Genomic DNA, 12,660 nt, shown 5'->3' on the forward strand with positions numbered 1-12,660 from the left:
CTCAGCCTTTCGTTTTCAGGCGCAGCCCGGTCTTTTTCAGGATGCGCGTGGAATAGAGGATATCTTTGGCCCGGCAGGCATCGCCCAGAATGGCGGTGATCTCGGCGCGCTTTTCTTCGACCTCGTCTCGGTCTGTGCCGTGGACCATGGCAAACAGGTTATAGGACCAGTCGGGTAGGGCGCGTGGGCGTTCATAACAGTGGGTTACAAAGGGCAATAAGCCGATCTGGGTGCCTAGTTCGGTTACGTGGTCGTCTTCGACATCCCACACGGTCATGCCGTTCGAGGTCATGCCCAGTTTGTAGTGATTGGGGGCAGCTGCGATGCGGCGGATCACGCCGCGCGATTTCAGGTCGGCCAGGCGGAACAGCAATGCGTCTTCGTCCATGCCAAGACGCTTGGCCACCTGCGCATAGGGCGCGGGCACCAGGGGCAGGCCGCCTTGCAGCGCCTCGATAATCTCTCTGTCTTTCGCGTCGATCATGCTGCCACCCGGAAGCCGATGAAAAATTCCTGCAGTTTGGGGAAACGGAGAACCTCGATCCCCGTTTCCCGTTCGATGGCATCGGCGGTGGCCTCGATCCCCTCGGGCGTTTCGGTGGCCAGCACGAACCACATGTTCAGCCGGTGCGTACGTTCATAATTATGGGCAACCTCGGCGTGCGCATTGACTTTGGTCAGGACAGCTTCGAAATTCTCGGGCGGAACGGCCATTGCACAGAGGCAGAACGCGCCTCCCATCGCGGCGGCGTCGAAAAACGGGCCAAAACGGGTGATGATACGCTCGTCCTTCATACGCGTGAGACGGTTCAGCAGCTCGTTTTCTGATATACCCAGCTCTGTCGCAATTGCGGCATAGGGATGGGTGGCCAGCGGCAAGTCATCCTGCATCCGGTTCAGGATTGCGCGGTCGGTTGTATCCAGCGTCATGCGGCGGCCTCTCTGGCTTGGATAAGTGCGCCGGTCTGTTTGAAGCAGCGGGTGGAGAACAGCACTTTGTGGCGCGCTCCGGCCAGTTCCGGCAGCGCAACGGCGCTAGAAAGGGTTTCCAGCGCTTCGCTGCGCGATCGGGCGTGGATCATGGAATAGAGGCGATAGGGCCAGATGTCCTCGACCGGGTTGCGTTCATAGCACAGGGTCACGCCGGGATGTGCAGCAAGGGCCGGGCCGGCTGTGCCAACCTGATCGGCGGGCATGTCCCAGACCACCATTGCATTGGCCGACCAGCCAAGCGCCCGGTGCCGCACGATGACGCCCAGACGCGAGATGATGCCCGCATTGTGCAGCGCCTCGACCCGCGTCATCACCTCCGGAGCGGGCCGATTTAGAGACTGTGCCAATTCCGCAAAGGGATCGGCGACCAGCGGCAGGCCGGAACTCAGCGCCTGCAGCAAGGAGCGATCCCCGTCCCGCATGGCTGAGCAATCCACATTGCGGGGGCCGGGCACGTTGCGGGTTTCGCCTGACATGCGGAAGCCCAGATCAACGTTGAACGGGCGCACCAGCCGCAGGTCCAGCACCCGCAGCCCGGTGCGATGGCTGATCCGCGCTAGCGTGTCATTCACATGCGCACGGTCCGGGCCGGTGGCGACGAACCACAGGTTCCAGTCATCCTCGCGTTGGTAATTGTGGTTCACGCCGGGTTCCGCGTCGATTATTGCGGCGACCTCCTCCAAACGCTCCTCGGGCGCGGCGACGGCGGCCAGAGTGCTGGCCGAAACCGCGCCGGGCGCAATTGTCGCGCCAACGCGGGTAATCCGGCCTGTTGCACGCATTCGGGTCAGGCGGTCGATGACCTCGGCCTCTTCCAGCCCAAGCAGGTAGCCCAGAACCTGAAACGGACGGTCGGTGATGGGGAAATCACGCTGGAACTCATCCAGCAGGCGGCGGTCGATCGGGTCGGTGATATGGTCCATCGGTCACAGCCCCGTTCTATGCGCACGTGCGGTAAAGAAAATGCCCGAGGGGCTGTCCGCATCAATCTCGCGCAGTTTTTCAAAGGTCTGGGTGTCGTAGACCATGACCTTGTTGGCATCGCGTACACTGATCCAGACCTCATGCCCGCGCGGCGTGAACTCCATGTGCAGTACCGCTGGACCCGGCTTGAACTCGTGGATGATCTCTTTGCTGACACTGTCGATCACTTGAATCGTGTCGTTCAGCGGGTGGGCGAAATTAACCCAAACCTGACGCCCATCAGGACGCGCCATGGCAAAGACCGGCTGACCGTGTGTTTTGGTGCGCCCGGTCTCGGTCAGCGTGTCAGAGTCGATCCACAGAACCTCGTGATGGCCAACAGCGGGCAGGACGAATTCACGCCCGGTCAGCGCCCAGCCTTCGAGGTGGGGCATCTTGTAGACGGGCATCTCTTCCTGTCCGCGCCCGTAATCGGGCAGCACACGGATTGGTTCCGGGTTTTCAGCCCACAGGTCCAGCGCGGTCAGCCCGTCCTCGCCGAACAGGCCAGTGATATAGGTGCGGCCATTGGCGGTGATCAGCGCGTCATAGGGGTTCTTGCCCATGTCGGTGATCTTGGTGATCTCGGGGGCGCCCTTGGCGAAATCGGCAATCCAGGTCTCGCCCGTATCCCACATAGTGAACACAAAGCGACGGCCTGGCGCATCGACCAGACCGATAGTTTTGCTTTCGGTCGGAATGTCGGCGACCATTTCCAGCGTCTCGGCATCAAAAACACGTACGCCGCCGGGTTCATAGTTCGACACTGCGACCAGCTTGCCATCATCCGAGATCGCGCCGCCGATGGCGTTGCCCGCCTGCACGACGCGGTTCACGACCTGGCGGGTGACGATATCGACCTTGGTCAGGCCGCCGTCACGTCCGAACACATAGGCAAAGCGTTCATCAGGCGAATAGACCAGTGAGGCATGGGACAGATCGCCCAGCCCCTCGATCCGGGCCAGCGCGGCCCGGTCGGACTGGTCCACCAACAGGACCGAGCCTTTGGCGCGTTCGATCACCAGGCCCAGATCACCGGTTGCGGTGGGTTCGGCATGTGCCGTGGTCATCATCAGGGTGGCTGCAAGGCCGAAGATGAGATGTTTCATTGTGCCTCCTGTTCCAGCAGGTAACGGGCGATCCATTCGGCCTCTTCTTCGCTGATCAGGGGCCGCCATGGGGGCATCGCGGTGTCGGGAATGCCATCGAGGATGACTCCGGTCAGGACGTCGGGGTCATAGTGTTCCAGCGTCTCGGACCGCAGATCGGGGCCAAGACCGCCTTTCAGCGACAGCCCGTGGCACGAACCGCAATCCTGATGGACAAGTCGTTTCAGCGCGTTGGGATCAATCGCATCGGCGGCAAAGGCGGATGTGGCCAGCACCACGGCGGTTGTCAGCACGGCGTGCACCGTCCAGCCCGGACGTTTGGCCGCCTTGCGAGGCAACACCCGGCCCACCCCCCGGCAAGGCGTTTGGCCCCCCGCCGGGGCCGGGCGCTGCCCCAGGCTCTTATGACCAAGCTTAGCCATGAGCCTGTTCCAACAGGTCCGCCAGCGGCTGTTCCGCATAAAGCGACACCACCTTGCCGATGATGAACAGGGTCGGCGCCTTCAGATCGGCTTTGCGTACATCTGCCGCCAGTTGATCAAGGCGGGATACCATGCGGCTTTCATCCGGCGTGGTGGCTTTGCCTACGGCCAGAACGGGGGTCGAGCCGGGCAGGTTCTCGGTCATCAGCCCCATGGCGATCTGACCGATATTGGCGACGCCCATATAGACCACCAGGGTCGAGTCGGGATCTGCCAGACGCTTCCAATCCAGATCCAGTACCTTGTTGGCCTGCCGGTGCCCGGTGACATATTGAACCGAGGTCGCCAGCCCGCGATGGGTCAGCGGCACGCCTGTCGAACAAGAAGCACCCTGTGCCGCTGTGATGCCAGGCGCGTATTCAACGGCAACACCGTGGGCCATCAGGTAGGCGGCTTCTTCCGAGCCGCGACCAAAGATCATCGGATCGCCGCCCTTCAGGCGCGCGACGGTGTGACCAGCCAAGGCTTCTTCTTTCAGGATTTCGTTGATGCGATCCTGCGGAACGGTGTGGCATTTGGGGGCTTTGCCCACCGGGATCAGCCGCGCACCGTCGGCGTGCAGGGCGAGGATGTCGTCCGAAACCAGCCGGTCATAAACAACCACATCGGCCTCTTGCAGCATACGCAAGGCGCGCAGGGTCATCAGTTCGGGGTCGCCGGGGCCGGCACCAATCAGAAAAACCTTACCGCTCATGTGCTAACTCGCTTGATCTGAATGTCTTCGGAACCCGGACCTTCCGGCAGCTTCCACGCGCGAATAGGGGACGTTGCTGGGTGAACCGGGCGTGTCATGACGGCAGGTTGGCGCAATCGAAAACCAACCTCCTTGACATAAGTTAAGGAGCGCGGGATTTGCTCCCGCGCTCCTTTGATCTTGCCTGCATTTTGCCTCGGCTCAGGGTTCGACGGTGACCATGCCGATCATGTTCTGCGTTTCCCAATGCGGGCCGCACAGGTATTCCTGCGGGCCGGGCGTAAGGAAGGTCATGTCCACTGATTCCTCGGGGAACAGCCGGTCGCTTTCGGGCTCGCTGCCGTCTTTCAGAGCAACCGAATGGCTGGTGCGTTTGTCCACGTTCACCCAGCGCACGGTGGTGCCTGCCTTTACGGTCAGCTCGCGGGGGCAGAAGTTGTACTTGTACATCAGTACCACCTCGGCGTCCTCGACAGCGGAAGTGGGCTGGCCGAACAGTTCGACATAGCGCTCTTCGGCCTCGGCGCAGATATCGGCGGTTTCATCGGCCCAGGCGGGCGCAGCCAAAAGCAGCAGCGCGGGAAGAAGGCGGTGGGGTTTCATCGTCCATGTCTCCTTTCCAAAAGGGGAAGGGGCCGGATCAACCGGCCCCTTCATTTATTGTTTAACCACGTTGATGTTAGCTGTGTCGTCGTCCAGCGCAAGGCTGGTGTTCAGCGTCACATGGTGGAACCGCGCCGCGGCAAAGTCGTCGTGGATGGCAAAGCCGACCGTGTAGGTTTTGCCAGCCTCCAGCGGCACATCACCGGGCGCGCCAGAGTTCAGCGAGCGGCTAAAGACCACCGTCCACATACCACCGGACAACTCAGCCGAGGCGGCGATCTCGCCGTCATTGACCACGCGCTGTTCCAGCAGATAGCCATTGGTAGCGCTGCCGTCCGCATAGACACGCATCAGGTCAAGATAGGTGCCATCGGCCAGATACTGTTCGATCTGCTCGGCGGTGTGCAGTTTATCCCAACCACCCATCGGCTTGCCGCGGCGGCCTTTGGTATCAACCTCGGTACGGCTTTCGCTGATGTATTTGGTCACCGTGTCCTGCGTTGCCAGACGACCCGCGACATCCCCATTGGCGGCAATCGCCTCTGCGCCCGGATCGAAGGGCATATAGGAGTTGTCGGCGTGGCACGAAGCCCAGCAGCCCACCTGATCGCCCAGTTCGATACCGGTGCCAGTGATCATCATGGCAACCTTGATCTGGTTGTCGGGGTCCATTTTGCCACCGTCCACGAAGGGCGCCGGGTTGTGACCCGCATCTGGCCATTGCAGGCGGATATACAGGTTCTCGTCGTCATGCGCCGCCTGAACGGTTGCGTCGATTACACCGCGTTTGCCGGGGATCGGCGTTGGTTCCAGATCACCACCGGCCACAATCTTGTTGCCGATCGTATCCAGTTCCTTGGCGTGACAGGTCGAGCACTGATCGCCGCCTTTAGTCAGCGGGCGGGCACCACCGTGGAACTTGCCGTTCTGCACCCATTCAAACGAAGCCTGACCGGGGTAGAACAGTTTCAAATCCGCGCTGGCCACGGCGTTCCAGTCGACATTGCCCGGGACATCGCCGCCACCGCCGCCTGCGGGCGCTGCAGTTGCTTCTCCGCTTGCATTGGCGCGCTCTTCGGCAACGGCTGCGTCAACAGCGGCTGCGATCTGGGCCTGAACGGCCTCTTGCTGAGCTGCTTTCGCGGCTTTTTCAGCTTCGGCGTCGGCGGCTTCCTGAGCCTCGATTTTGGCAAGGCTTGCAAGGTATTCCGGCGGAATCGGGCGGATGAACGCTGGGTTCGGCGCTTCAAGTTCTTCCAGATACTCCTCGTCGGCCCGGTCACGAGCGTCCGAGTGCGCAATACCCTTGTGACAGTCGATACAGGTCTGACCGATCTCCATTGCGTTCAGGTGTTGCTGACGCGCGCGGGGCTTCTGGAATTCCGGCATCATCGACTCGAAATCATGGCAGTTGCGGCATTCGCGCGAGTCGGTGGCCTTCATCCGCTCCCATTCGTTCATGGCCAGATGCACGCGCTTGGCCTCGAACTTCTCGCGGGTGTTGATGGTGCCAACCATCTTGCCATACAGCTCTTTGGACGCCTTGATCTTGCGGATGATCTTGTGAGTCCAGTCCTTGGGAACGTGGCAGTCGGAACAGACCGCGCCCACACCGGACCGGTTCACGTCATGGATCGTACCGGTGTATTCCTCATAGACGAAATCGCGCATCTCGTGGCACGAGATGCAGAAATCCTTGGTGTTGGTGGCTTCCATGGCGGTGTTGAACCCGCCCCAGAAAATAATGCCGGCGGCAAAGGCCGCGGCAATGCCGGCCACGGGCATCCCCCACAGGAAATACCGGCGCCAGATCGGTGGTTTTTTATCAGGTTCGGAGGTCATATCCGGGCTCCGTTTTGGCTTTCTTGACTGGCCCGGTGTGTCGGGCGGGCGGGTTTGGCTGAATTGTCAAACGAAGAAAGGGCGGGCGAGGGGCCCGCCCTTTCCGGTGTCGGTTATGAACCCGTCACGTGACGTGGTTCGAACGGTTGTAGACGTTGAACTTGCCGGTCGGGGCAAACAGCCCGTCGATGCGACCGATTTCTTCCAGCGTCTTGGCGTCGAAGATCACGATCTGACCGTTGGGTTCTTTCGAGTCCGACAGGTTCCATTTGGAGACCCAGACCTCGGTGCCATCCGCGTTGAACTCGAAGTGAACGGCAGCGCTGCCTTCGTCTTCGGTGATCTGGATGGTTTTCACGATCTCGCCGGTCTCTTTCGAGATGACCTGCACCGATTGCTGAATTTCAGGCTCGGGGTGCTTGGTCTGGTCTGCCCAGATGTAGTCTGAGTTCGGGTGGGTCCGTACAAACAGGCCGGGACCGTCGGTTTCGGTCTCGTAGCAGACTTTCCACGCTTGATCCGGGTGACCTTCCGGGTCGTTGCCCCAGACCGTCACGGTGCCCACACCAAGGTGAGTTGTACCGGCCACAGGACCACAGTTCGGGTCGATCCAGTTTGCGCCCGGGCCGGGGTGCGGCAGGGCAGCAGTGTCGATCAAAGCCTCAAGCTTGTGAGTCTCGGTGTCGACAACGACCATTTTGTTCGACGCGTTTGCGGCGATCTGGAAGTACCGGCCGGTCGGGTCAAAGAACCCGTCATGCAGGAACTTGGCGCTGTCGATCTTGTCGATCCGCAGATTGTCCAGATCGGTATAGTCGACCTGCCACAGCTGGCCGAGTTCTTTGACCGCAACGATCCATGTCGGTTCGTTCGGGGTTGTGTAGATGGCGGCCACGCGGGCTTCTTCCACATAGTCCCCGTCGACGTTCACACCGCGTGTGGACACGACTTTGACCGGCTCCATGGTCTGGGCATCGACGATTGCAAAGTGCGGCGGCCAGTAACCGCCACCGATGACGTATTTCCCGTCGCCGGACACGGCAACGTCGCGGGCGTCATAGGCAATCTTGACCTCGGCCACGAGCATGTTCTCGGGGTTTTGCCACAGGTCGATTTTGGTCATCTTGCCGTCGCGGCCCATGGTGTACCAGAAGCGGCCCGGGTTTTCCGGCTCTTCCAGTTTATGGTGCTCGGACGCTTTCAGAACGTGTACCGCATATCCCGTCGGGATGTGCGCCAGCACTTCTTTGGTGTCGCCGTCGATCACGGCCACCTTGCCTACGTCACGTTCGATGACGACAAAGAAGTTCTCCCAGTTGCGTCCGTGCAGCGGCTCGGTCGGGTAGTCGGCTTCTTCGACATAAACCTTGCGGGTCGCCATCATCTGTTCCAGCGACATTTCTGGCGGTTTCGGCGGCTCCATCATGATGTAAGTCGCCATGTCTTTGATTTCCTGCTCGGTCATAATGTCCGAGAAGTTGTTCATACCGCCTTCGGTACCCCAGGCGATGATCTTTTCAAGGCGTTCCTGCCCAAGTGCAAGGGTGCCGCCTTCGGTTACGGTGCCGTCGGCCGCAGTGTTTTTCCAGTGCGGTTCAAGGTTCTTACCGGTGGCACCTTTACGCAGAACGCCGTGACAGCCTGCGCATTGTTCAAAATAAAGCTGTTTGGATGATTCAAACGCTTCCTCGCTGAGGGTTGGCTCTTCGGCGAAGGCTGGTGCAGCGACGCTGCCCAGCAGCATCGCCAAACCGACCCCAAAGGCGCGGCCAGTTTTGTTGTAGCTGATTCCAAGTGACATGATCACTCTCCATTTGCGTGGTGAGGCAGGTCCAAGGTTGAGATATCGCGCGTGGGTGTTCCTTGACGAAAGTCAACGCAAGGGATGCAATTCGGGTGGGCAACTGGAAAAAATGCCAAAAAAACCTCGGAAAAATCTGAGTCTTAGGGGCATGTTTTTCGCCGTTTTGATTTTGGTTAAGTCGCCGGCCCAGTTGCGCTGCTACGACTTGGAAAACCGTCTAGGAGAGCAGCCATGCCCGCAATCGTCACCCGTGTTCTTGGTGAGGGTTTCCGTGTTTTCTTTCTGTCCGCTGGCCTCTACGGCCTGTTTGTTGGCCTGGTCTGGGGGCTATGGCTGGCGGTGCCTTACATGGCGCCGGATTATGGCATGACGCCACCGATGTGGCACGCGCATGAGATGATTTTCGGCTATGCCACTGCCGCGCTGGGCGGGTTCTTTCTGACGGCCGTGCCCAACTGGACCGGCGCGCCCGAGGCACGGGCACGCTTTATCACTCTGGCCGCCGGGTTGTGGCTGGCGGGGCGGATGGCCATGTGGTTTTCAGGGATGTTGCCACCGGTATTCGTTGCGGTAGTCGATCTGACCTTTGTGCCTGTTTTGGCGGCTAAAATCCTGACGCAACTGATCCGCCGCCCGAAACCGCAGAACATGATTTTTCTGCTGTTGCTCAGCTTGATCTGGGTCGCGGATCTGCTGACTCATCTGGAATGGATGAGGATCACGGCGGACACGTTGCAAACCGGGCTGCGCGCTGGGCTGCTGAGTCTTTGTGCGATGATCGCCATTCTGGGTGGACGCATCACGCCGGCCTTTACTCGCAATGCGATGAAACGCGAGGGCGTGCCCGAGGCGGACTGGCCGGTGTCGGTCGCTGCCTTGGATAAGGCAGGCATGATTCTGGCTCTGGTTCTGCCGCTGACTGCATTGGTGTTTAGTGCCGGGCCGGTGGCCGGGGTGGCGGCGCTGGTTTTGGGCGTGGTGCAGGTATTGCGCATGGTCCGCTGGCGCGCGCGCTGGGCGGCGCGGCAGCCGATTCTGCTGGCGCTGCATCTTGGGCTTTGGATGCTGGCGCTGGGGCTGATTCTCTGGGGCCTGTCGGTGCTGGGCCTGGGCAATGAAGTCGCCGCCCTGCACGTTCTGGGCATTGGCTGCGTCGGTGGCATGACCCTGGCGGTCATGAGCCGCGCTGCGCTGGGTCACAGTGGTCGCGCGCTGATCGCGCCTGCGCCCATGGTGGTTGCCTATGGGCTGATGGCCGTAGCCGCGCTGTCGCGCTGGGTCGGCGCCGAACTGAACGCGGGCTATGTGGTGGCGATGCTGCTGTCCGATGGCCTGTGGGTGTGCGCCTTTGCTCTTTACCTCATAGCGATGTGGCCCGCTTTGACGGGTCCTCGCGCGGCACGGGCAGGATGAATTCCATTTACTTCTGCCAGCCTTGACTTTCGTTAAGGAGACCCCATGGCCCAACCGCCATTGTGTTCAGACTAGCTAATCTGCGCAAAGGAGAGCGCAATGCGAGAAGTCATGACCAAGAGCATGGCCCGCAACATATTTTATGGCGGGTCACTGTTCTTTATCCTCATCTTCCTGGCCCTGTCGGCCCATTCCCACTGGTATATCGTGAATTCCGAGAATTCGGCAAAACTCGATGAAAGTGTGGTTCGTGGCAAACATGTCTGGGAAAAACACGCCTGTATCAACTGTCATACGATCATGGGTGAAGGTGCCTACTTTGCGCCCGAAGTCGCGAATGTAATGACCCGCTGGGGCGTCCTCGACGATCCGGAATCGGCCTTTGAGTCCCTTAAAGGCTGGATGGAGGCGCAGCCGACCGGCATTCCCGGTCGTCGGCAGATGCCACAATTCAACCTCAGCGACGAAGAACTCCGAGACCTGACCAACTTCTTGATCTGGACGGACAATATCGACGCTCAGGGCTGGCCGCCCAACGAGGCAGGCTGAGAAAGGGAACGGAGCAATGAAATACGAATCCCAAAAAATCGCCTATGCCTACTTTGCGGTGGCAATGGCCCTGTTTGCGATCCAGGTGATCGGCGGCCTGCTGGCCGGTCTGATCTATGTATTCCCAAACTTTCTGAGTGAGCTTCTGCCGTTCAACATCGTGCGGATGCTTCATACCAACTCTCTGATTGTCTGGCTGATCCTGGGCTTCTTCGGCGCCGCCTACTTCCTGATCCCGGAAGAGGCCGAACGCGAGATCCACTCGACCAAGCTGGCCTATCTGCAGCTGATCATTCTTGTGGTCGGCACATTGGGCGTGGTTGTGACCTATGTCTTCAACCTGTTCGAAGGCAACTGGCTGCTGGGTAAAGAGGGGCGCGAGTTCCTTGAACAGCCCAAATGGGTCAAGGCGGGCATCGTCGTGGCCGCGCTGATCTTCCTTTACAACGTGTCGATGACCGTTCTGAAGGGCAAGAAGACCGCCATCACCAACATCCTTCTGTTGGGGCTGTGGGGTCTGGCGCTACTGTTCCTGTTTGCCTTCTACAACCCCGGCAACCTGGCCCTGGATAAACAATACTGGTGGTATGTCGTCCACCTGTGGGTTGAAGGCGTGTGGGAACTGATCATGGCCTCGATCCTGGCCTACCTGATGCTGAAGCTGACAGGTGTGGACCGTGAGATCGTCGAAAAATGGCTCTATGTCATCGTCGCCGCCGCGCTGTTCTCGGGTATCCTTGGTACGGGCCACCACTATTACTGGATCGGTACGCCTGCGTACTGGCAGTGGATCGGTTCGATCTTCTCGAGCCTCGAAGTGATCCCGTTCTTCGCAATGATGGCCTTTGCCTTCGTCATGGTCTGGAAAGGCCGTCGTGACCACCCCAACAAGGCCGCGTTGCTGTGGTCGCTGGGCTGTGCCACGCTTGCCTTCTTTGGTGCCGGTGTCTGGGGCTTCCTGCACACGCTGCACGGGGTGAACTACTATACCCACGGCACGCAGATTACCGCGGCGCACGGTCACCTGGCCTTCTACGGTGCCTATGTCTGCCTCAACCTGGCGATCTTCAGCTATGCGATGCCGATCCTGAAAAACCGTGATCCGTACAATCAGGTGCTGAACATGGGTTCCTTCTGGCTGATGACCAGCGGCATGGTGTTCATGACCTTCGTGCTGACCTTCGGCGGAACCGTGCAAACGCACATGCAACGTGTTGTCGGTGACTACTTCATGGACGTACAGGACCAGATAGCGATCTTCTACTGGATGCGTCTTGGTTCGGGTGTCGTCGTTGTCCTTGGCGCGCTGCTGTTCATCTACTCGATCTGGGTTCCCCGGAAAGAGGTCATTGAATCCGGCGCCGCCGAAACCCCTGCGGAGTGATGGATATGGATGGCTCCATGAAACTGAATGAGGGGGCGGCAAACGCCCCCTTCTACCTGCCCCAGAGCGATGAATGCGATGTGTTCACCGCCGCCTATAACAACGACCTGCCGGTTCTGCTGAAAGGGCCGACAGGCTGCGGCAAGACCCGCTTTGTGGCTCACATGGCCGCACGCCTTGGTCGCCCGCTTTATACCGTGGCCTGCCATGATGATCTGGCCGCTGCTGATCTGATCGGACGCTATCTGCTCAAAGGCGGCGAGACCGTCTGGGTGGACGGCCCACTGACCCGCGCGGTCCGCGAAGGCGCGATCTGCTATCTCGATGAGGTGGTCGAGGCCCGCAAGGACGTGACCGTCGTGCTGCACCCGCTGACCGACGACCGGCGCATCCTGCCGATCGACCGCACCGGCGAAGAGCTTGAGGCCGCCCCCGGTTTCATGCTGGTCGCCTCGTACAACCCCGGATACCAGAATATCCTGAAAACCCTGAAACCCTCGACCCGGCAACGCTTTATCTCATTGGAATTCGACTTCCCGTCGCCCGAGATGGAAGCCGAGGTTGTCGCCCAAGAAAGCGGACTGGCGCTGGAGCGTTGCAAGCCGTTGATCCGGTTGGCGAACAAGCTGCGCGGGCTCAAGGGTCAGGATCTTGAGGAAGGCGTTTCCACCCGTCTGGTTGTCTATGCCGCGACACTGATCGCACAGGGCATGTCGACCGATCGCGCCATCCTTGCCGCAATGATCGAACCTCTGACTGATGATGAGGATATCAAACGCGGGCTCCTCGATCTTGTCACGGCTGTCTTTGGGTGAGGCCCGCCG

The 12,660-nt window shown here is 60.1% G+C and carries 13 protein-coding genes; 4 read left to right on the forward strand and 9 right to left on the reverse strand.

The features are described from left to right. Nucleotide 1: 1 nt before the first annotated feature. The 9 genes from ahbB (ACR0ER_RS10820) to ACR0ER_RS10860 form a co-directional block, all read right to left on the reverse strand. On the reverse strand, nucleotides 2-484 hold the full coding sequence (gene ahbB / locus ACR0ER_RS10820) for a siroheme decarboxylase subunit beta (protein WP_480768929.1): 483 nt from the start codon (nucleotides 482-484) through the stop codon (nucleotides 2-4). Beyond that, entirely contained in the window at nucleotides 481-930 is a 450-nt protein-coding gene (locus ACR0ER_RS10825; protein WP_480768930.1) for an Lrp/AsnC family transcriptional regulator, read from the reverse strand. The genes ahbB (ACR0ER_RS10820) and ACR0ER_RS10825 overlap by 4 nt, the downstream gene beginning before the upstream one ends. Next, entirely contained in the window at nucleotides 927-1,916 is a 990-nt protein-coding gene (gene ahbB / locus ACR0ER_RS10830) for a siroheme decarboxylase subunit beta (RefSeq protein WP_480768931.1), read from the reverse strand. The genes ACR0ER_RS10825 and ahbB (ACR0ER_RS10830) overlap by 4 nt, the downstream gene beginning before the upstream one ends. A 3-nt stretch (nucleotides 1,917-1,919) precedes the next feature. Next, a complete protein-coding gene (locus ACR0ER_RS10835; protein WP_480768932.1) occupies nucleotides 1,920-3,065 on the reverse strand; it encodes a cytochrome D1 domain-containing protein in 1,146 nt (381 codons plus the stop codon). After that, on the reverse strand, nucleotides 3,062-3,487 hold the full coding sequence (locus tag ACR0ER_RS10840) for a c-type cytochrome (protein WP_480768933.1): 426 nt from the start codon (nucleotides 3,485-3,487) through the stop codon (nucleotides 3,062-3,064). The genes ACR0ER_RS10835 and ACR0ER_RS10840 overlap by 4 nt, the downstream gene beginning before the upstream one ends. Next, nucleotides 3,480-4,241, reverse strand: a complete 762-nt coding sequence (gene cobA, locus ACR0ER_RS10845; RefSeq protein ID WP_480768934.1) for a uroporphyrinogen-III C-methyltransferase — start codon at nucleotides 4,239-4,241, stop codon at nucleotides 3,480-3,482. Before cobA ends, ACR0ER_RS10840 begins: the two co-directional genes overlap by 8 nt. A 201-nt stretch (nucleotides 4,242-4,442) precedes the next feature. Continuing rightward, entirely contained in the window at nucleotides 4,443-4,844 is a 402-nt protein-coding gene (locus tag ACR0ER_RS10850; protein ID WP_480768935.1) for a cupredoxin domain-containing protein, read from the reverse strand. Nucleotides 4,845-4,898: 54 nt separating this feature from the next. Further along, nucleotides 4,899-6,686 (reverse strand): NapC/NirT family cytochrome c, encoded by a 1,788-nt coding sequence (locus ACR0ER_RS10855; RefSeq protein WP_480768936.1) that lies wholly within the window; start codon nucleotides 6,684-6,686, stop codon nucleotides 4,899-4,901. Between the two features lie 124 nt (nucleotides 6,687-6,810). Then, a complete protein-coding gene (locus tag ACR0ER_RS10860) occupies nucleotides 6,811-8,487 on the reverse strand; it encodes a cytochrome D1 domain-containing protein (protein ID WP_170332385.1) in 1,677 nt (558 codons plus the stop codon). Nucleotides 8,488-8,721: 234 nt separating this feature from the next. Here ACR0ER_RS10860 and ACR0ER_RS10865 point away from each other — a divergent pair, with 234 nt between their 5' ends. From ACR0ER_RS10865 to ACR0ER_RS10880, 4 genes are all read left to right on the forward strand, one after another. Continuing rightward, complete coding sequence (locus ACR0ER_RS10865; protein ID WP_480768937.1) at nucleotides 8,722-9,903, forward strand: NnrS family protein; 1,182 nt, start codon at nucleotides 8,722-8,724, stop codon at nucleotides 9,901-9,903. A gap of 99 nt (nucleotides 9,904-10,002) precedes the next feature. Then, the gene (locus tag ACR0ER_RS10870) at nucleotides 10,003-10,452 is read left to right on the forward strand and encodes a c-type cytochrome (RefSeq protein ID WP_170332381.1); all 450 of its coding nucleotides are present in this window, start codon (nucleotides 10,003-10,005) and stop codon (nucleotides 10,450-10,452) included. 16 nt (nucleotides 10,453-10,468) lie between these two features. Continuing rightward, nucleotides 10,469-11,836 carry a cbb3-type cytochrome c oxidase subunit I gene (locus ACR0ER_RS10875; protein WP_475211357.1) on the forward strand — a complete coding sequence of 456 codons (1,368 nt, stop codon included), beginning with the start codon at nucleotides 10,469-10,471 and terminating at the stop codon, nucleotides 11,834-11,836. Between the two features lie 5 nt (nucleotides 11,837-11,841). Continuing rightward, a complete protein-coding gene (locus tag ACR0ER_RS10880) occupies nucleotides 11,842-12,651 on the forward strand; it encodes an AAA family ATPase (protein ID WP_480768938.1) in 810 nt (269 codons plus the stop codon). The last annotated feature ends 9 nt before the right edge of the window (nucleotides 12,652-12,660 follow it).

Source organism: Ruegeria sp. CH8, from assembly GCF_056536985.1.